This window comes from Acinetobacter sp. CIP 102637 (assembly GCF_000368425.1).
In the GTDB taxonomy this organism is placed as follows: domain Bacteria; phylum Pseudomonadota; class Gammaproteobacteria; order Pseudomonadales; family Moraxellaceae; genus Acinetobacter; species Acinetobacter parvus.
Map to the genome: position 1 here is coordinate 124,220 of NZ_KB849435.1, position 20,304 is coordinate 144,523.

Annotated in this window: 16 protein-coding genes, 1 tRNA gene and 3 pseudogenes; 12 read left to right on the forward strand and 8 right to left on the reverse strand. The window is 42.5% G+C overall.

Going from position 1 to position 20,304, the window contains the following annotated elements; all coding sequences use genetic code 11:
- Window positions 1-177: 177 nt before the first annotated feature.
- Window positions 178-711 (forward strand): annotated as a pseudogene (locus tag F967_RS03775) (TonB-dependent receptor domain-containing protein); the annotation flags it as partial.
- A gap of 202 nt (window positions 712-913) precedes the next feature.
- Here F967_RS03775 and F967_RS03780 read toward each other — a convergent pair.
- The 3 genes and pseudogenes from F967_RS03780 to F967_RS03790 form a co-directional block, all read right to left on the reverse strand.
- Window positions 914-1,720 (reverse strand): tetratricopeptide repeat protein, encoded by an 807-nt coding sequence (locus F967_RS03780; RefSeq protein WP_004798304.1) that lies wholly within the window; start codon window positions 1,718-1,720, stop codon window positions 914-916.
- 244 nt (window positions 1,721-1,964) lie between these two features.
- Window positions 1,965-2,687: pseudogene (locus tag F967_RS03785) on the reverse strand (DsbC family protein).
- An 83-nt stretch (window positions 2,688-2,770) separates the two neighbouring features.
- A complete protein-coding gene (locus tag F967_RS03790) occupies window positions 2,771-3,493 on the reverse strand; it encodes a CAF17-like 4Fe-4S cluster assembly/insertion protein YgfZ (RefSeq protein WP_004760855.1) in 723 nt (240 codons plus the stop codon).
- 189 nt (window positions 3,494-3,682) lie between these two features.
- Between F967_RS03790 and F967_RS14285 the strand changes: the two are divergent.
- Together F967_RS14285 and F967_RS03795 are read left to right on the forward strand one after the other, a co-directional pair.
- Window positions 3,683-3,781, forward strand: a pseudogene (locus F967_RS14285) (hypothetical protein); the annotation flags it as partial.
- Between the two features lie 173 nt (window positions 3,782-3,954).
- Window positions 3,955-4,299 carry a zinc ribbon domain-containing protein YjdM gene (locus tag F967_RS03795; RefSeq protein WP_004681663.1) on the forward strand — a complete coding sequence of 115 codons (345 nt, stop codon included), beginning with the start codon at window positions 3,955-3,957 and terminating at the stop codon, window positions 4,297-4,299.
- 57 nt (window positions 4,300-4,356) lie between these two features.
- On the opposite strand, the gene F967_RS03800 is transcribed toward F967_RS03795, so the two are convergent.
- Window positions 4,357-6,072 carry a proline--tRNA ligase gene (locus F967_RS03800; protein WP_004798313.1) on the reverse strand — a complete coding sequence of 572 codons (1,716 nt, stop codon included), beginning with the start codon at window positions 6,070-6,072 and terminating at the stop codon, window positions 4,357-4,359.
- A gap of 188 nt (window positions 6,073-6,260) precedes the next feature.
- Entirely contained in the window at window positions 6,261-6,932 is a 672-nt protein-coding gene (locus F967_RS03805; RefSeq protein WP_004798315.1) for a hypothetical protein, read from the reverse strand.
- A 279-nt stretch (window positions 6,933-7,211) separates the two neighbouring features.
- Here F967_RS03805 and pilG point away from each other — a divergent pair, with 279 nt between their 5' ends.
- From pilG to F967_RS03835, 6 genes are all read left to right on the forward strand, one after another.
- Window positions 7,212-7,595 (forward strand): twitching motility response regulator PilG, encoded by a 384-nt coding sequence (pilG, locus tag F967_RS03810; RefSeq protein WP_004678261.1) that lies wholly within the window; start codon window positions 7,212-7,214, stop codon window positions 7,593-7,595.
- An 18-nt stretch (window positions 7,596-7,613) separates the two neighbouring features.
- Window positions 7,614-7,976, forward strand: coding sequence for a response regulator (locus tag F967_RS03815; protein ID WP_004664659.1), 363 nt, complete (start codon window positions 7,614-7,616; stop codon window positions 7,974-7,976).
- 39 nt (window positions 7,977-8,015) lie between these two features.
- The gene (locus F967_RS03820) at window positions 8,016-8,552 is read left to right on the forward strand and encodes a chemotaxis protein CheW (RefSeq protein WP_004681658.1); all 537 of its coding nucleotides are present in this window, start codon (window positions 8,016-8,018) and stop codon (window positions 8,550-8,552) included.
- A 46-nt stretch (window positions 8,553-8,598) separates the two neighbouring features.
- Window positions 8,599-10,680, forward strand: coding sequence for a methyl-accepting chemotaxis protein (locus F967_RS03825; protein ID WP_004760861.1), 2,082 nt, complete (start codon window positions 8,599-8,601; stop codon window positions 10,678-10,680).
- 152 nt (window positions 10,681-10,832) lie between these two features.
- Window positions 10,833-15,896, forward strand: coding sequence for an Hpt domain-containing protein (locus tag F967_RS03830; protein WP_004798318.1), 5,064 nt, complete (start codon window positions 10,833-10,835; stop codon window positions 15,894-15,896).
- Window positions 15,897-15,909: 13 nt separating this feature from the next.
- Window positions 15,910-16,365, forward strand: a complete 456-nt coding sequence (locus tag F967_RS03835) for a hypothetical protein (RefSeq protein ID WP_004678257.1) — start codon at window positions 15,910-15,912, stop codon at window positions 16,363-16,365.
- Between the two features lie 48 nt (window positions 16,366-16,413).
- Here the strand turns inward: F967_RS03835 and dapE are convergent, their stop codons facing one another.
- From dapE to F967_RS03850, 3 genes are all read right to left on the reverse strand, one after another.
- Window positions 16,414-17,547 (reverse strand): succinyl-diaminopimelate desuccinylase, encoded by a 1,134-nt coding sequence (gene dapE, locus F967_RS03840; protein WP_004798320.1) that lies wholly within the window; start codon window positions 17,545-17,547, stop codon window positions 16,414-16,416.
- A gap of 125 nt (window positions 17,548-17,672) precedes the next feature.
- Window positions 17,673-17,816 (reverse strand): entericidin A/B family lipoprotein, encoded by a 144-nt coding sequence (locus tag F967_RS03845; protein WP_171063070.1) that lies wholly within the window; start codon window positions 17,814-17,816, stop codon window positions 17,673-17,675.
- Window positions 17,817-17,911: 95 nt separating this feature from the next.
- Window positions 17,912-18,781, reverse strand: a complete 870-nt coding sequence (locus tag F967_RS03850; protein WP_004798323.1) for a DUF1853 family protein — start codon at window positions 18,779-18,781, stop codon at window positions 17,912-17,914.
- Window positions 18,782-18,880: 99 nt separating this feature from the next.
- On the opposite strand from F967_RS03850, the gene F967_RS03855 reads away from it, so the two are divergent.
- The 3 genes from F967_RS03855 (at window position 18,881) to F967_RS03865 (ending at window position 20,286) form a co-directional block, all read left to right on the forward strand.
- On the forward strand, window positions 18,881-19,246 hold the full coding sequence (locus tag F967_RS03855) for a YbaN family protein (RefSeq protein ID WP_004798324.1): 366 nt from the start codon (window positions 18,881-18,883) through the stop codon (window positions 19,244-19,246).
- Window positions 19,247-19,537: 291 nt separating this feature from the next.
- Window positions 19,538-20,059 carry a cell wall-recycling L,D-carboxypeptidase ElsL gene (elsL, locus tag F967_RS03860; protein WP_004681644.1) on the forward strand — a complete coding sequence of 174 codons (522 nt, stop codon included), beginning with the start codon at window positions 19,538-19,540 and terminating at the stop codon, window positions 20,057-20,059.
- A gap of 151 nt (window positions 20,060-20,210) precedes the next feature.
- Window positions 20,211-20,286, forward strand: a tRNA-Val gene (locus F967_RS03865).
- The last annotated feature ends 18 nt before the right edge of the window (window positions 20,287-20,304 follow it).

Below are 20,304 nucleotides of genomic sequence, written 5' to 3' on the forward strand. Positions count from 1 at the left end.
AAGTTCAGCGAGTGTGTGGTCGCCTTTAATTGCTGCGAGAGCAACTTTAACTTTAAACTCTGCTGAATGATTACGACGTTTTCTTCGTGTCATGGTTGACTCCAAAAACAAGCATTTCCCATGCTTATTGGGGAGTAGATTATCACTTATAGACGTGGTCTAAAATCCTAGAACCACATCACTTATATCGGACAGCGGCAAGTCATTCAATATCAGTCTATTCCTGATATAGTTCAAAAAAATCCAAATACACCTTATCAGGTGGGTGGGGTGATTGATTTTAAACGTGACTACTATGGAACTGATTTCCGATGGACGGGTAAGGATTTACTTCCTCAAACCCAATTTACCGCTGGTGTTTCTATAGATGCCATGAATGAAGATCGGCAGGGTTTCCAAAATTTTAATGATCAGGGTGATAAAGGGATTGTGGGTGCTTTGCGCCGAGATGAGCGAAATAATTTATGGAATATTGATCCTTATCTACAAGCACCATGGTCATTTCTACCCAAAATGCGTTTAGATACGGGGATACGATACAGTAACGTACATTACAAATCCAAAGATCATTATATTGTTGGTCTAAATGGTGATAATAGCGGTAAAACAACTTATGAAGAAATCTTGCCATCCGTTGCTTTAAGTTGGCAATTCATGCCACAGGCATTGATCTATGCAAGTTATGCCAAAGGCTTTGAAACACCAACATTCATGGTTTTTCTCGGGTAGATAACCTGTTTAATAAAAATTATATCGGTTCAGTGATCGTAAATGATGGTAATGGGCGTTTCTATGAACCAGCAGATGGGCGTAACTGGAGTGCGGGTTTTTCCGTAACTAAGCAATTCTAACCATATGAATCACCAAATACCTTATCTTGAAAGAATAGGTATTTGGTGAATTTTTACAATATTTATGGCTTTGCGCCAGATGCTTTAGCTTGCTTTTGTTGAGCTTCAATCTGTTCTACTTTGGCCAAGGATTCTTTAGCTTGAGGGATACCTTGTCTCGCTAGCTCGGTAAAAATCTTTTTCGCCTCAGGTAGATTTTGCTGAAGAATATCACCATTTGCGAGCATATTACCCAAAGCCATTAAAGACGGTGCATAACCTTTTTCAGCAAGTGATTGGATAGATCTAATCGCTTGTTGACGCGTAACAGGATTCTTATTTTTAACCCCTTGTCCAAGATCATATATCGCTCTGATATGCATTGCAGGGTAATAATTCTTCTGAATTAATGGTCTGAGTTGGCGAATTGCAATTTGATCTGTCTCAGGTTTACCCTGAGCAAATAATAAAGTTGCGATTTCAACAATAGCTTCTTCGGACCCTTGTTTAGATGCTTTATCGAGGTACTCTTTAAATTTTTGAGTGTCTTTGCTTAAACCTAAGTTACCTTGACGATAGGCTTGGGCAATCACGAAGCTTGCTTTCCCGAAACCTTTATTTGAAGCATCTTGATAATATTGCAAAGCTTTTTTTTCATCTTTCACTGTGCCTTGCCCGATTTGGGTCATATAACCCACATTATAAATTGCCTGGGCATTGCCTGTATTTGCTAGCCGCTGCATTTCCTGAAATGCTTCATGATAATTCTTTGCTTCATAAAGTTGAGTGGCTTTTGCAAAGACATCTGCAGCTGCTGAGGTTTTATTTTCTGCTGCAAATACCGAATGGCTTGCAACCATGATTAGGCTGGCAATGAGCAACTTTTTCATCTTTCCTTTCCTTTCATGTAAATCTGCCGCAATCCTTTGTTGTTGGCAGAAAACAATGTTGTGACCCAAGTAAGTTTAAGAGTTTGGCATAAAATGTAAATGTAAATTTTGTATGTCAATATTTATGGCTAAATATATTCTAGCTTTGTAGTATTTTGAAATATATAAATTATTTCAAAATACTGATAAAGAAAAATGTGAATACATCATGTAGAAATAGTCAGTCTACTGTTAATTTATTCATTTATTTAGATTGCTTGCCTGAGTTTAGTAATTGTTCAATCTGTTCTGCATTTTGTGGCATACCAGCGATACGGACACCATTTTTCAAAAATAGGGTGGGTGTTCCGTTAATTTGTAGTTTTTGTCCCAAGATCAAATTCTTTTGAATTGGGGTGGAACATTGTCCTGAATTTTTTGGAGCTTTGCGATGTAGCATATAATCTTCCCAAGCTTCATACTGGTTTTTAGCACACCAGATTTTGTTGGCAATTTCTTCTGCCTGAGGATGTAGAGTTTTTAATGGGAACGGAAATAAATAGACAGTCACATTATCAATGGCGGTCATATACTATTCCAGTTTCTGACAATAAGGGCAGTCGGGATCTGTAAATATATAGAGTGTACGTTTAACATCACCTTTAACATATCGAATAGCTTGCTCTAATGGCAGTTGTTTAACATCAATTTTATTGAACTCAATTAAACGTTTTTCGGTTAGATTTTTTTGGTTTTTTGGATCGACCAGTTGACCAATAAACAGATATTTTGCCTCTTCATTGGTATATACCAAACGCCCACCTGCGAAGACTTCATAAATCCCTGACATGGGTGAGGGATTCACTGATCTAATAGAGAGTTCTGGGTAGTTGGTCTTGAGATTTTGTTCAAGTGTCTGAATATCTGCATGGGCGGTCGATAAAGTGATGAAGCTAAACGTAATCGCAGATAATAAAGTTTTGATCATTATTTTCATTGCAAATTGAAATTGGTGAGTATGATGGAACAATAGCGCCCATTTGAATATTGGGCAATCCTATCGCATAAAAATTATTGAGGCCTCGCCACGTCACCATTTAAAGCTTCTGGTAAATCTAAAACGGTTAGATGAAGTTCTTCCAGTGCGGTCGGTTTGGCAATCACCAAAGCTAAATAACCATCTTCAAAAGCGATACTATTAACGACTTCTACATCTTTACTGAGTTGGGTTGCAGGAGCGGGTACAGCATCATTCCCTTGAATCAAATGCAACCAGTGTTTAGGTTTTGCCTTAAACCATAGGCGTGCCACAATTTCCTGTCCTAGATAACAACCTTTATCAAAATGCACACCCTCTCGTTGATGCAGACGCAGTTCCTGGGGCTGGAACAGATGTTCAGTTGCTTGGGTAATCCAGGCCTGTCCAGATTGAATGGCTTGTATTTGCCATGCATTTATATCTGTTTCTGTTGAAGAAAACTCGGTATGGTTGCCTATAAAACTTGGAAAAACTTGACCAACCTCTTCCAGTTTCATTTTTGAGAAAGCACCAAACTTTTTAATATGTCTGGAAAACTCTTCTGCCTGATCCTGAGTTGTCACCAGTTCAAAACTTTCTGGATTTAATCTTTTGATCCACACACCAAAATGAATACGCCCTTTTAAATCACAAATAGCGGTGTAGCGACTTTCATTCTCTGGCAGACGCTCAACATGTACAGTCACCTGACCTTGTAGGAATTTTTGTGCATCTACACCATTTAAGCTAAAAGCAGTAAAAGCAAGCTGACTCATTGATTCATCCTAAGGCTGTGTTCTAGTCATTAAAATATAGGGAGTTATTTTGCGCTATTTTTCACAAAAAAACAGCTTTAGATTCTGCTTATTTATTTATGACAGAATGGGCAACCAAAGCTATCGCAACGATTGATTCATGGTGATGACAAATATAACAATAGTGATCAACAATGATGGAAAATAAAAATGACAGGTACAGTTAAATTAAATCGCGTGTTCAAGGCCCTAGCAGAGCGTATCTTTAAAGCTTTTCTGGTTCCAGATGCATTGGCGAAATGGATGGCAGGAATCCTTATATTTATTGGGCTTGTTGGTGGAAGCTGAAATGCCTGATGAATAAAATGAATGATTGATAAACGTTTTAGTGACATAAATTTTCTGGAGTGATGAAAAATAATAAAAACTAAAATTTTGCAAAAAGCATTCTATCTCGCATAATAATGCTTTTGAGATTTTTTATGTCTTTTCCAAATTGCCCACAATGCCAATCAGAATATACTTATCAAGATGGAGAATTATTCATCTGTCCTGAATGTTCACATGAGTGGAAACAGGGTGAGGGGCAGGCATCAGAGCAACAGGAAATTATTAAAGATGCCAATGGTAATGTGTTGGCGGATGGTGACAGTGTCATAGTGGTTAAAGATCTGAAAATTAAAGGTTCCTCATCAGTAGTGAAAGTTGGTACGAAAGTAAAGACCATCCGTTTGATTACTGATGCGAGTGATGGTCATAATATTGACTGTAAGATTGATGGCATTGGTGCCATGAAACTGAAATCTGAGTTTGTCAAAAAAGCTTAATGCAATTGGTTTAGGAAAGAGCATCAAAATGCTCTTTCCTATTAGGATGATGTTTTATCAACCTGCTAATTTTGCAAGCAATTCATCTTTGCTGAGGTTGCTGGCTTCCGTATCACGGCGACCCTTGTATTCAAAAGTGCCTGCATCCAAACCTTTCTCACCGATAACGATACGGTGAGGAATTCCCATCAGTTCAAGATCAGAGAATTTTACGCCTGGGCGTTCATTACGGTCATCGAATAGCACATCATAACCCTGTGCCTGCAACTCTGCATAAAGTGCCTCGGCAGCTTCCAGAGTGCGTGGTGATTTATGTGCATTCATTGGCACAATTGCAACTTCAAAAGGTGCAATGGCCTGTGGCCAGATAATGCCTTTGTCATCATAGTTCTGTTCAATGGCAGCAGCAACCACACGGGTCACACCAATACCATAACAACCCATGGTGACTGTAAATGGCTTGCCATCTTCACCCAGAACCTTACAGCCCAGCGCTTCAGAATATTTGGTGCCTAACTGGAAGATATGACCCACTTCAATACCACGTTTGATGAGTAGTGTACCTTTACCATCTGGGGATGGATCACCCTCAACCACATTACGCAGATCATAGACTTCAGTAAACTGTGCATCACGTTGCCAGTTGACACCTGTGGCATGTTTGTCAGCTTCATTTGCACCTGCAATAAAGTCAGACAATACCGATGCCGCACGATCCACAATTACGGTTAAACCTTTTTTCAGTAAACCTTGAGGACCAATAAAACCAGTCTTCAATCCCAGTGCACTGATTTGCTCTTCAGTGGCAAAGCTAAGTGGAGCAGCAATGAGTGGATGCTTCTCAGCCTTAATTTCATTCAGTTCATGATCGCCTCTCAAAAATAGGGCAATCACAGGAGTGTTGCCATGTTCATCAACCTGACCCTGAACCAGTAAAGCCTTAACCGATTGTTTGGCATCAGCGTTCAGGAACTGGCAAACCTCTGCAATGGTTTTCTGGTTTGGTGTGTCAACAATCGCCAGTGCTTGAGCTGGTGCCGCACGTTCGCCGACCAGAATGGCTTCGGCTTTTTCCATGTTCGCTGCATAGTCAGACTCAGTTGAGAAGATCACATCATCTTCACCGCTTGAAGCCAGTACATGAAATTCATGCGAACTTGAACCGCCAATTGATCCTGTATCCGCTTCAACAGGGCGGAAATCCAGACCAAGACGAGTAAAGATACGGCAGTAAGTGTCGTACATCACGTCATAGGTTTGTTGTAATGAAGCTTGATCTGCATGGAATGAATAAGCATCTTTCATGATGAATTCACGGGAACGCATCACACCAAAACGTGGGCGAATTTCATCACGGAACTTGGTTTGAATCTGATAAAAATTGACAGGCAACTGCTTATAGCTTTTTAGCTCATTGCGTGCCAAATCGGTAATGACTTCTTCGTGCGTTGGACCCAGTACAAAAGGATTGTCATGACGATCTTTAAAGCGTAACAGTTCTGGGCCATACTGTTCAAAGCGTCCAGACTCCTCCCACAACGCCGCAGGCTGGGTCACTGGCATAAACACTTCTAAAGCGCCCGAACGATTCATTTCCTCACGGACAATAGCATCCACTTTCTTTAAAACACGCGTTCCCATGGGCAACCAAGAGTATAAGCCAGAAGCGAGTTTACGAATCATCCCCGCACGTAACATGAGCTGGTGTGAAATGACTTCAGCATCATTTGGGGTTTCTCTTAACGTTGCAAATAAAAAGCGGCTTGCGCGCATGGAAACAATCCTAAAGTTAAGTGTGATTGGAAAAAGCTGCAACAGTGGCGGAAAAGATCTCTCCACTTGTAAGTTTTGGCATTATGCCATGAATCATGGAATTTCGGGAAAAGTAAAGTGAGGCAATTCGATCAGGATGATAAAAAGAAAATTAAGGATCTGAAAATAAAAAGTGTTGAATAGGGGGGTTATGGGATATTGGAGGGGTTATTCTGTTCAAATTTACTAAGGCGATTAATAATGTCAGCATATTCTATCTCTGTTCTGCTGTAGGCATTCCTTAAGCTTTCCACCGTTTTTTTCACGCGCTCAATATTCTTAATGTTATTTTCTAAATTGTTTTTGAGCTGGGGGGGGAGGGGTTCACCTTTACGGTAATATTCCATTTCCTGACGTTTAAAGCTGATCTTGTCCTGTTGCAGTTGTTGCAATTGCTGTTGTTGATAATTCAACTGTTTCTTTAGGTTGGCCAGAATCAGGTCCCTTTTTGCAGTCGCGATCTTGCTGTTGCCATAAGCGCGTTTAAGTTTTAAGTCCTGTTCGCGCTGACGTGCCAATGATTCGCGGCGTGTGGACTGCTGAATATCCTGAGTGGCATTATAGGGCTGGTTACGCTTGATCACCTGCATGTTGCGGTCAAGCGCCTCATAGCCATAACGGATATGTTCTGGAGTGACTGAGCTGCTTACATTGGCAATGCCATTCTTGTCATAGTAGCGATACCAGACTGCCCGAGGTTGCTCTGTGGCCGCAAAACTTGAGCCATAAAAAAGAAACATTAAAACCAATGTACAAATGCAATTACGAGTTATCGTTGTAAAGTGACCAATGCGGAAACCGCACTTTAACGAACCAGTCATTACATTCCCCGTAAAAAGTTAATTAAATCACTTATTCTTAAATAATAATCACTTGTATATTAGTAGCTATTTATACAATTAAAAATAGTTAGTATACAAAAAATTTAGGAATTTGTTCAAAAGTGTGCGCTATTTGTTATTGTTAAGGAAAACTGATAAGTTGGTTAAAAAAACTTCGTTGATAATGCAAGTAAAGATATGTTAAAAATATCAAATAATCTGTATAAAACAAATTAAACCAAACATAATTTGTATTGAGTGATGGGGCAGGACAATTATATGGAAGATAAATTTCAAAATTTGAAAGTAATGGTGATTGACGATTCAAAAACGATTCGCCGTACAGCGGAGACTTTGTTGCAACGTGAAGGCTGTGAGGTCATTACGGCGGTAGATGGTTTTGAAGCATTATCAAAAATTGCGGAAGCAAATCCAGATATCATTTTCGTTGATATCATGATGCCACGCCTGGATGGTTATCAGACCTGTGCATTGATTAAGAACTCTTTAAACTACCAAAATATTCCAGTGATTATGTTGTCAAGCAAAGACGGTTTGTTTGATCAGGCTAAAGGGCGTGTTGTGGGGTCGGATGAATATTTAACTAAGCCATTCAGTAAAGATGAGCTGTTAACTGCGATTCGTAACCACGTTAGCGCATAAAATTAGATTGAGGAAAAAATGGCTCGTATTCTTATAGTAGATGATTCACCTACTGAAACATTTCGTTTTAGAGAAATTTTAACTAAGCACGGTTATGAAGTTTTAGAAGCGACCAATGGGGCGGATGGTGTTACCATGGCGCAGGCAGAGTTGCCAGATTTGGTCCTTATGGATGTGGTGATGCCTGGAATGAATGGATTTCAGGCAACACGCCAGATTAGCAAGGGTAAAGACACACAGCATATCCCTGTTGTGATCGTAAGTACGAAAGACCAGGCGACAGACCGCGTATGGGGTAAACGTCAGGGGGCTTGCGACTATTTGACCAAGCCGATTGATGAACAGCAACTTATCGATGTGATTAAACAACTTTTAAGTTAACCAATACGAGCCTTTTCATTACTCAATACGGGATAGGGTATGGCAGCAAATGGATTTATCGAATTGCTTCGCTTATCCAAGCGGGGCAATAAACAATATGCTTCAACTCAGAATGAAGTCAGCCGATGGTCTGGTATCGCTTTTGAGATGTTAGGGCAATATTTTGTTGCACCATTGGGGGAAATTTCGGAGGTGATCTATCCACCGAAATATACTCCTGTTCCAAATACTCAGGCATGGGTACGTGGCTTGGCAAATATTCGTGGGCGATTGCTTTCAGTTTCTGATTTAAGTCAGTTTATTTCAGGACAACGGAGTCAGTTTTCACCAACACAAAAAGTGATATGTATTAGCCATCAAGATCATTATGTAGGACTGGTTGTTGACCAGGTTCTGGGGATTCAGCACTTTAACAAGAAAAGTTTCTTTTCTCAAAATGCTGAACTCGACAGTAAGTTAAAAGACTACTGTCAGGGTTACTTTCACCAGCATAATCAGCAGTGGCATGTGTTTTTACTGAGTCGGTTGTTGAAAAATCCTCAATACATGAATGCATCAATAAAATTTATAAACTAATTTGTACGCTACGGAAGATAAACGCGTATTCAGGGGAGAAGCTGATATGGGCTTTAAACTCAAAAAGAAAAATGGTGGCGATAGCGCTGGTTTGAAGAAAGGCGGAGCGTTTCTGGAGAATATCCGAACGCAACTGGATCAATTTTCCCGTTTGTTCGGTGAAACAGAAAAATCCAAACCGATTATCTATCGTGCTTTAATTGCTTTGGCCCTTGCAGTCATCCTCTTAATTTACCTATTTGTGAGCGTACCACGTTCCAACCAATTGACTCGTAGTCTGGGTGAATTGCGTCTGTTGTCGCAAATGATCTCGCGTCAGGCAACGGAAGCAACCGCATCTGGTACACCAGAAGCGATGAAAAGTCTGGTTGAGTCGAAGAAGCAGTTTGCTGAAAACCTTGAAACCGTTGAAAGTGTCTATGGTAAAGGTTCTGATGAGTATAAAAAGGTTAACGAGCTTTGGGAGAATGTTTCCAAGAACATTGATCTAATCGCATCTCAACAAAAAATCATTAACCAGCTTTATGACACTAACATCTCGATCAGTGAAACCATTCCTGAAATTCAGGCTGAATATAACCTGATGGTTGACCAGATGGTTCGTGAAAACATGCCAAGTAGCCAAGTAATTATCGCGAAAAACCAGGTGTTCATCGCAGAGCGTATTTTACGCTCAATCAACTCGGTATTGGTGGGTACAGATAATTCGAATGTTTCTGCGAATGACTTTGGGGCGGATATTGATACCTTTGGTGTTTACCTCAATGCACAGCTCAATGGTAGCTCTGAGCTGGGCGTTGACCGTATCACCTCACCAGATCTACGTGAGTCTCTAGAAAGTATTAAGTCTGACTATGACGCTGTCTTGAAATCAGCGGCGGCAACGGTTCTACAAAACGCGAACCAGATTGTTCGTGTACGTCAGGCATCTTCACAAATCTTCTCTCAATCTGATGCCTTATTGACTTCATTGAATGACTTGTCGAAAAAAGCTGAGAGTGGCTGGGGTAATGTTATTGCAGGTATCGTGTTAATTGCCGCATTGGGCTTACTGGTGTTCTCTGCACTGCAATTACTTGCTCTACGTAGTAATACGGATAAAGAGCGTGTAACGCGTCTGCAAGATGAATATGACCGTAACCAAAACGCGATTTTACGTTTACTGGATGAAATCGCCGATTTGGCGGACGGTGACTTGCGTTCTTATGCAACGGTATCGGAAGACTTCACAGGCGCAATTGCGGATTCGATTAACTTCGCGATTGACCAGTTGCGTGACCTTGTATCCCGAATCACGGATACTTCACAGGAGGTTGCACGCTATACCCAGAAGACCCAGGATATTACTAACCAGTTGGCAGAAGCATCTGAACATCAGGCGCAAGAAATTGCAGGTGCGTCAGCGGCGATGAATGAAATGGCATTGTCCATTGATCAGGTATCTGCAAACGCATCTGAGTCTGCTGAGGTGGCGCAGCGTTCTGTACAAATTGCATCAAATGGTGCGGAAGTTGTAAACCGTTCGATTGAGGGGATGGACCACATTCGTGAGCAGATTCAGGAAACATCAAAACGTATTAAACGTTTGGGTGAGTCTTCTCAGGAAATTGGTAACATCGTTTCCCTGATCAACGATATTGCCGACCAGACGAACATTCTGGCTTTAAACGCTGCAATTCAGGCATCTATGGCTGGTGAAGCGGGCCGTGGTTTCGCGGTTGTAGCCGATGAGGTACAGCGTCTAGCGGAACGTTCAGCGTCAGCAACCAAACAGATTGAAGGGCTGGTAAAAACCATTCAAACCGATACCAACGAAGCCGTTATTTCAATGGAACAAACGACTTCCGAGGTTGTGCGTGGTGCCAATCTGGCAAAGGATGCGGGTATTGCACTGGATGAGATTCAAACGGTATCAGGTGACCTGGCAAAACTGATTGCGAGCATTTCTGATGCAGCGAAACTTCAGTCTGCATCAGCAAGTCATATTGCAACCACGATGAATGTTGTACAGGAAATTACCTCACAAACCACCACAGCAACGTTTGATACAGCACGTTCGGTTTCTGAACTGGCGAACATGGCTGAATCATTACGTGAATCAGTAACTGACTTTAAGTTACCTGAGTAAGCAGCATAGGAAAGACAGAGTGGGGCGCTGTCTTTCCTATTTAGAGATGTAGAATATCTCAACAAGGTGGTGGTGGAATGCAACGACATCTTGTGTGATAGATACACGTAATTTTTACCCACAACTGGTGGATAAAAACGAAAGAAGCAGCTATGAAACAAATATTAAAAACGTTAGTTGAAACGATGACGCTTCCTGAAGATAGCTATCTTGAACAAGATGCCGAGATTCTTGAGATTTTTATTGAAGAATTGGATGAAATCTTTGCTGAATTAGAACCTTTGTTGGTTAAATGGATGGAACAACCTCATCAACAGGATGTACTTACAGATGTGCGCCGCCACTTCCATACCCTCAAGGGTTCAGGAAGAATGGTGGGTGCGAAGTCCTCTGGTGAGTTGGCCTGGACGGTTGAAGACACTTTAAACCGTGTTATTTCAGGAACGGTTTCCCTGAACACGGAAATTCAACGCTATGTTCAGACGGTTTTCAATATTTACCGTTTTAAGCTTGTACATGATTTTAAAGTGGTTCAAAAACATTTGATTGATCTAAAACCACTGGTTTTATTGGGGCAACAATTACAACAACAGCAAAGCCCAGAGCCTGCACTTTATGAGCTATTAAACCTTGCAAACACTTTAACACATGATGATGTTCAGACGGGTCTTGAGCTGATTGATGGTGTTGAGGATGCCATTGATGACACAATTGCGGCTGATCAGGTGCAACAGGATATTGAGCCTGTCTTGGCGACTATTGAAACTGAGCAGGATGAAGTGCTTGCCAAGGAAACCTTGGCCATCTTCCTGGAGGAGTCAGAAGATCATCTTAGGGCCATTGATCAGTTCCTGTTGAACGAACGTCCAAATAATGATCACTACAATACCTTGATCAGGGCTTTACATACCCTTCGTGGTAGTTCCTCAATGGCGCATGTGGATCAGGTATTTGAAGCAAGTGCTAAAGTTGAAAACCTGTTTAAGACCTTGTTGCAGGATGAACTGGATTCCAGTTCTGATGAAACCGCATTGCTCACCCATTACGCCCAGTTTGTCCGCGATTACCTGCATACCTTAAGGCAGCAGGGCGCGAAACAGAAACTGGATGAGATTTATGACACATTCAATGTGGCATGGGATAGCTATGACTTCCAGCTAGAAGAAAAACATGGTGAGGCAATACGACCACAGGGTCTGGTTTCTGAATTACTAGAATTAAATATTAATGATTTACTGGATGTGGAATTTGATTTTGAAAAACGTGCCCGAAATGAATTTCCTCAATATATCCAGCTGTTAAGTCATCAGGCGGAAATTCTGTTACAGCATACGCATCATCATGCCACGATTGGGATGTATCAATATACCAGCCTATTGCGTTCAAGCTATCAGGACCTGATTTTTAAACCGAGTCTGTTGAATCTTGATTATGCGTTTGAGCTGTATCATCAGGTGCATCAACAGTTTATTCAGTTGTTTGATACCTTGGCTGCTGGACAGCGTGTCACCTTAACCAAGACACATGAAAGTGTCCTGAATGAATTAAGTTTATTTACCCAGCAGAATATTGACTTCTTGGAACAAACATCCACAGATGTTATGGATACTGTACCTGAAACAGTCCAAGATTCTGCGTCTGTTCTTGATATTACAGACTTGTCAGCACAGTTTGCGCTGGACAAGCAACAGTTACAGTCAGATGAGGCAAATAGTGACTTCGATCCTGACTTATTGGACATCTTCCTTGAAGAGGCAGATGAGTTACTGGTGGGGATTGATACGGATCTCAATACATGGACTGCTGACCATAAAAATGTAGGTGCGCTGAAAAACCTGATGCGTTATTTGCACACCCTAAAAGGTGGTTCAAATATGATTCAGGCGCGTCATATCGGCCTGATTGCGCATGAGCTGGAAACAATTTATGAGAAGCTGATTAACCAGCAGATACAGGCAACACCACAGCTTATCACCGTGATTCGTTCAGTTCAGGATGATATTGCAGATCGTATTCAAACCATTCGCGACCAGCAGGTTGACTACCCATCGGCTCATGTCTTGCAGGTTCTGGCAAACCTTGATCAGATGACGGGTACATTCGAAGCCAAACCTGTGGCGGTTAAACAGCTTGAAGAGACAGATGAAGAGATTGATTCAGTTGGTGTGGAAGAAGAGACAGCTGTTTCTAACCTTTCTGTTCAGACAGAATCTCCACATACCGCAGTTGATGTTACGGTATTGGCAGCCCAGCTTGGACTCGATAAGAAGCAATTGCAGTCAGCCGAATCAAACAGTGACTTTGATCCTGACCTGTTGGATATCTTCCTTGAAGAGGCAGATGAGTTGCTGGTGGGAATTGATGCTGACCTCAGTACTTGGGCAGCAGACTATCAGAATGTGGATGCCCTGAAAAACCTGATGCGTTATTTGCACACCCTAAAAGGTGGTTCAAATATGATTCAGGCGCGTCATATCGGCCTGATTGCACATGAGCTGGAAACAATTTACGAGAAGCTGATTAACCAGCAGATTCAGGTAACACCACAGCTGATTGCCTTGATTCGTCTGGTACAGGATGATATTGCGGATCGTATTCAAACCATTCGCGACCAGCAAATCGATTATCCATCAACGCATGTGGTACAGCTACTTCAACAAGCGGATCACTCGGCTGATCTGGTTGTAAGCGAGCCTGCAACTGAAATCACCGCACTTTCTGATCAAGATGAGAGCAGTGGACTGGAAGTGTTGCAACTTGTTGAAGAAGAAGTTTCTGAAGAACCAAGTCTTGCAGCAGATGAGCTGAGTGGCAATGATATAGAAGAACACGTTGAAGATACCTCCTCTCTTCAAACTGTGGAAAATTCTGAACACTCTCTCGAAGATGATGTTCGTTCACTAGTGGAACAGACATTCCTTGAGGAAGCTGAAGAACTGCTTGAACAGGCTCAGGGCTTGTTGAAACAGTGGTTTGACCAGCGCGGTAACCGTAGTTTGCTGTTACAGCTCCAGCGTAATGCCCACAGCTTGAAAGGTGGCGCACGCATGGTGGAAATGGATGCGATTGCAATCATTGCCTACCATCTGGAAAACGCCTTTGAACAGTTTGGTGTGCATCATTTCAGCTCAAACGTTTATGACAATCTGCTTAATACTGCGCTGGCATGGCTCAATGATGCGATCTTTAAGCGTCAATATGCCAACTTTGATGGTTTAAAACAAAGTCTGGAGAAGATGGAATTTGTGGATGTTGCGGCGCAGCTTCCTCAAAAATTCTCTGCAACAGACATCTTCACGCCTGAATATACCATGGAGTTTGTTCAGGGTGATGGTACTGAACCACCATCAATGTTGGGTGAGTGGGAAACCACAGAGCGTATTGAACAGAACAATGAAATGATTCGTGTTTCTGCTGACGTTATCGAGAAGATGATTGACTTGTCAGGGGAAAATGCGATCAACCGTTCACGTATCGAAATGGACCTGGGCCAGCTGGGTGGTACGTTGACGGAAATGGAACTTGCAATCAAACGTCTGGCTGATCAGCTACGTCGAATGGAAGGTGAGCTGGAAAGTCAGATCATTGCACGACATGGCGGAGAAAATTCCCGTTATGCCGATTTTGACCCATTGGAGATGGACCAGTACTCATCGTTGAACCAGTTGTCAAAATCGCTTGCAGAATCCGCTTCGGACTTGGTTGACTTTAAAACCACACTTTCTGAGAAGATTCGTGATACTGAAGGTCTACTGTTGCAGCAGTCGCGTATTCAGGCAGAAATTCAGGAAAGCCTGATGCGTACCCGTCTGGTGCCATTCTCACGCTTGTTACCACGTTTACAACGTATTGTTCGCCAAACGGCTTCCACCCTGAACCGTCCAACTGAATTGGTGGTGAACAATACCGAAGGTGAATTGGACCGCAGTATTCTTGAAAGGCTGGTTGCACCATTTGAACACATGCTGCGTAACGCGATTGACCACGGTATTGAAGACCGTGAGCAGCGTTTACAGGCTAAAAAACCAGAAACAGGGCATATTGTTCTGGACATTGGCCGTCAGGGTACCGATATCGTGGTCACATTCAGTGATGATGGTAAAGGGATTGATGTCAACCGAATCAAGGACAAGGCGATTCAGACAGGTTTGATGACCACGGATCAAAAACTTGATCAGGAAGAAGTTTTACAGTTTATCTTCCATCCTGGTTTCAGTACCGCTGCACAGGTGACCCAGATCTCTGGCCGTGGTGTCGGTCTGGACGTTGTACAGAGCGATATCAAGGCCTTGGGTGGTCACGTGAGTGTCAGCTCCGTTCTGGGCAAGGGAACCACCTTTACCATCCGCGTACCAACAACCGTGGCGGTAAGTGACGCCTTGATGGTGAAAGCAGGTGACCAGCAATTCGCATTCCCACTTGCACAGATTGACCGTATTGTGCGTATCTCGCCAATGGCATTGGAACAATACTTTGATAGTCAGGAAGACTACTTCAAGATTGACCAGGAACGTTATCGCATGCGCTATCTGTCCGAGTTTGTTGCGGGACAGCCAATTCCACGTTTAAACGGTGTGGTTCACTCTTTACCTGTGCTCCTGATTAAGGGTGCCCAAGGACAAACTACCGCATTACTGGTAGACCAGTTAATTGGTTCACGTGGCCAGATCGTGGTAAAACCAATTGGCCAGCAATTCTCAAGTATTGGTGTGATCGCGGGCGCCACCATCCTCGGTGATGGTCAGGTCTGTCTGATTCTGGATGGCCAGAATATTGCCCGTCAGGCACAGTCAACAGCGCGTAGCAAGCAGGTGGATGAGACCTATACCAAACAGCGTTATGATGAGCGCCGCCTGATCATGATTGTGGATGACTCAGTGACAGTACGTAAAGTAACATCCCGTCTGTTAGAGCGTCAGGGCTATGATGTGGTGACGGCCAAAGATGGTGTCGATGCAATTGAGCAGCTTGAAACGATCAAGCCAGACTTGATGCTGCTTGATATTGAGATGCCGCGAATGGATGGTTTCGAAGTAACCAACCTTGTTCGACACCATGAAATCCATCGTGATTTACCAATCATCATGATTACATCACGTACAGGCGAGAAGCACCGTGAACGTGCATTGTCACTGGGGGTAAATCAATATATGGGTAAACCATTCCAGGAAGAAACGCTTCTGGAAAATATTGAAAGTTTACTTACAGTGCGCTAAGGGGTAATGAATAATGGTTAAAAAAGGCGCAAACTCGGCATTGGGGCAAATTGACCAGCAAGAGTTACAACACTTAATTACGGTATCAACAGGATTCATTGATGCCTATATTATTCAGTGCCATCAAAAGGTTCCCATGCTGTTGCCACAAAATATCGTGTTGTCAGCAATGGATACCCAAACCAACGTTGACCACATCGAATGGCATGACCTAAAGCTTCCCGTTTATGCGGTGAATGACCCGAACGAGAAGCAGGGCGTGGCCTTGGTTATTGAGGGTGATGATGTCTCCGAGCGGTTTGCCTTGGTCTGTAATGAAATGCCTGAATCCATCCGTGTACGTATTTCGGAAATTGTAGATGAAGAGCGAGACGTGGATGACAATAAGGTCTTTAAGTATGTGAAGATGGGCGAAAAGCAATTTTTTGTTCCCCATTTGCAAAATATCCAGACCCAGCTTGGTCTCTAATAAAAAAGGAACTCATCAGAGTTCCTTTTTTTATGACTATAAAATTTATTAAGTCAAAAGCTCTTCCAGAATTTGTTGATAAATTTCAGCCAGAGGCTCCAGATCATCAACATTTACATGCTCATTGATTTGGTGGATGGTGGCATTTAACACCCCAAGTTCCAGAACCTGGGCGCCTGTAGGTGCAATGAAGCGTCCATCAGAGGTACCACCACTGGTTGAAAGTTCAGTTTCAACGCCTGTCACGTTTTTAATCGCTGTTCTTGCCGCATTCACCAATTCGCCCACTGGGGTGAGGAATGGTAAACCTGACAATGTCCAGTCAATGCTGTAATTCAGTTGATGTTTATCCAGTGTTTCAATGACGCGTTGTTTGAGAATTTCGGCCGTTACTTCAGTGGAGTAACGGAAATTAAAGGTCACCTCCAGTGTGCCTGGAATGACATTGGTTGCACCTGTTCCCGCATGGATATTGGAAATCTGGAATGAGGTTGCGGGGAAATATTCGTTACCATTGTCCCATGTGATGGCACATAGCTCATCCAGTGCTTTGGTTGCCAAATGAATTGGATTCTGTGCAAGATGAGGGTAGGCGACATGGCCTTGCTTGCCTTGTACGGTCAATACCCCATTTAAAGAGCCACGGCGGCCATTTTTAACAATATCACCAAGTTGATGGGTACTTGAAGGCTCGCCAACCAGACACCATGTCATTTTCTCATTACGTTCTTCCAGGGTTTCAACAACTTTAACCGTGCCATTGATGGATGGACCTTCCTCATCGGAAGTAATCAAAAAGGCAATCGAACCCTTATGGTTAGGATGCTTGGTGACAAAACGCTCCGAGGCGACCACCATTGCGGCCAGAGCGGTCTTCATGTCGGCAGAACCACGGCCATATAATTTACCATCACGGATGCTAGGCAAAAACGGGTCTGAATTCCATGCATCCAATTGTCCAGTCGGAACAACATCAGTATGCCCCGCAAAACAGAACACAGGGCTTTCTGTACCACGACGGGCCCATAAATTATCAACATCTTCAAAACGCATGTTTTCGATCTTAAAACCCACCTTGGCCAATCGTTCAGCCATGATGTTCTGGCAGTCATGATCAATAGGCGTGACTGAGGGTTGGCGTAGGAGTTGTAAACTGAGTTCAAGTGTATCGGAATGGTTCATGCGAGATGGTGCTAAATCTGGTGAAATCTGAACCGATATAATAGGGGAATATTGCTGAGAAAGGTATGCAAAAATAAACCTTATCTAGGTTGTAGATAAGGTTTTGTGAACGTTGTTCTATGGGGCTACATTTTATTCTGTGTTCTTTCAGCAGTTTGAGTTACTTTGTCACCTGCTTTGGAAACATCTTTGCCAAAGCCCTTAAAGGTATTACAACCAGTTAATACAAAAGCGGCCATGATAGAAGCAACTAAAATTTTTTTCATCATCTTCTCCATCTGAATTTAATTATGATGTCATTAGAGGCTAAAAAAATAAATGGAAAATGAATATGATGGTTTGATTGTAGATCTGTTATAAAATGTTATTTACTTGCGGTTGAGCTAAATAACAGGGCGGGTTGACGAAACATATAAAACATGGGTTCAGTGTCTGCATTGTGATAAAGTCCATTGGTCCACCATTCGGCAGTTTGTGAAGATGGATGCTGATCAGGGCAAAGCCATTCATGCCGTTGTAGGCGATAGTAGGGTAGTACAGGGATTATCGTTCCCCATTGACCTAAACGTCTGGATGTGTTGATCCATTCTGGAATAGATGATGCGTAATGATATTTTGGTAAATACAGTTGTCCTTTCATGACTGCAAATTTACGCTGAATTGTGTACTGGCTGGTCTCGGAAAACTGAAACTGGCGTTGGGTAAAGTGCCGTAATTTTCGCTGTAGTGTGTCTTGCCGATTTAGGCCGAACCATTCAGATAAATTGAGTTCGTTCTCGCCCAAATAATATTTCAATGCGACTTCCCAATGCTCGATTTCCTGAGTCTGTTTGTTGAGTAACAGGAAATCAAGCTCACCCAGGGTGACTGCCCCCGCAATTTTCTGGATACTGTGGCCTAATAACTGGTAGGGGTGATAATTATCATCCTCTAGCCAGAACCAGAGCAGATATTCAAAACGCAAACCTAAACGGGTACTTTTCAGGCGTGCCATAAATTCAATTAAGGGTTGAGGTTGCTGATCCAACTGTTGCAACCGCACCTCGTAAGCTTGATAGTGCTCTTGCCAAACGGTATTGGAATGAAGTTCAAAATAATTTTCAATTTTTAAATCATCGGGTATTTTGGTCAGGATATTGGGACTGGCAATGCAAAAGGCCAACTGCCGAACAATAGGCTGCTTAAACTGTAACCACGGTTCAAAAAAGCTGGGTGAATCAATCTTCTCAGGCATAGTCACCCATCATCGAGAAATAATAAGTTCAGTTTGATAAACAACAATAAAAACACTTTATACTAGCACGGTTGTAGTGACGTGTCGGTTAATTGCTAAATGAAAACATTGTTCTGGCGTAGCTTGGTGGTGATTTTTATCACATTGGGAATTATTGGAGCAATTCTACCTGGTATGCCAACAACAGTTTTCCTGATTCTGGCAGCATGGGCGGCATCAAAAGGCTGGCCGCAAATGGATGCATGGTTACTGAACCATCCCAAATATGGTCCCACACTGCGTAACTGGCGTGAAAATGGGACTGTACCACGCAAGGCCAAGTGGATTGCCACTATCATGATGCTGTTCAGTGGGATTTTAATGCTGTTTACCAATGCGCCGTTCTGGGTCAAGATATTTACTGATGTTACCATGTTGATTGTGGCGATCTGGTTGTGGCTACGTCCTGAACCTGAGCAGCGTTAAAAAAAGCGAAGCTTTTTAGCTGCGCAAGACGAGAGCTACGCTTGAGTGGCGGGGTAAGCCAAGCAGCGCTTTGCACGAGTGCAAGGCGAGCAGTTATGCTGCGAGTGGCAAGTTAAAAAAGCGAAGCTTTTGCAGAATATATCTTGTGTATATAAAGCAGATTCAAAAAGAACACCATTTTCCTAAATCATTGGGTCAGCCTCCTATCAGTTCTAAAAATCAAAATTACAGAAAGCACAGCATTTTTATGTTCAAATAAATCAGCAAGACCGAAATATTTAGAGATAGAAAATGTCCTATACATTGGAACAGGCAGACATATTGATTGATTTGGCACAACAAACTTTACGATTGCCGAAACATAACAAGTTTTATCTGATTTCCTCTGGCAAGAATGGAATTGGTGAACAGGAAAACAGTGGTAAAACCCCAAGAGGCTGGCATCGTGTTGCCCAAAAGATCGGTCATGACGCTGCAAAATATTCAGTCTTTATTGCGCGCCAGCCCACAGGCGAAATTTACAATCAACAGCTTGCACAACAGTTTCCACAAAGGGACTGGATTTTATCGCGAATTTTATGGCTGGATGGTTTGGAGGCTGGTTTTAATCAGGGGGAGGGTTGTGATACCTTTAAACGATATATCTACATCCATGGGACACCTGATACGGAACCGATGGGCATTCCGATGTCTCATGGCTGTATCCGAATGAAGAATGATGAAATTATCGAGCTTTTCGGGCTTGTTCCTGAACATGCACTGGTCTATATTTCAGAACAGACATTGGAAAATAAGCAGCCAGATTGTAAATAAGTGCCTAAATAAAATACGAAAATCCTGTGTTTTATCAAGAATGACCTATTTTTTAATCATTCACACGGTTTTTTCCGAAAAGAGCATGAAAAGCGTTTGACAGGCTGTGAAGATTCTCTATAATGCACCTCACAAACGATGAAGACGTTAAGGGCGCTTAGCTCAGTTGGTAGAGCGTCTGCCTTACAAGCAGAATGTCGGCGGTTCGATCCCGTCAGCGCCCACCAAACCTTTACGTTAAAACT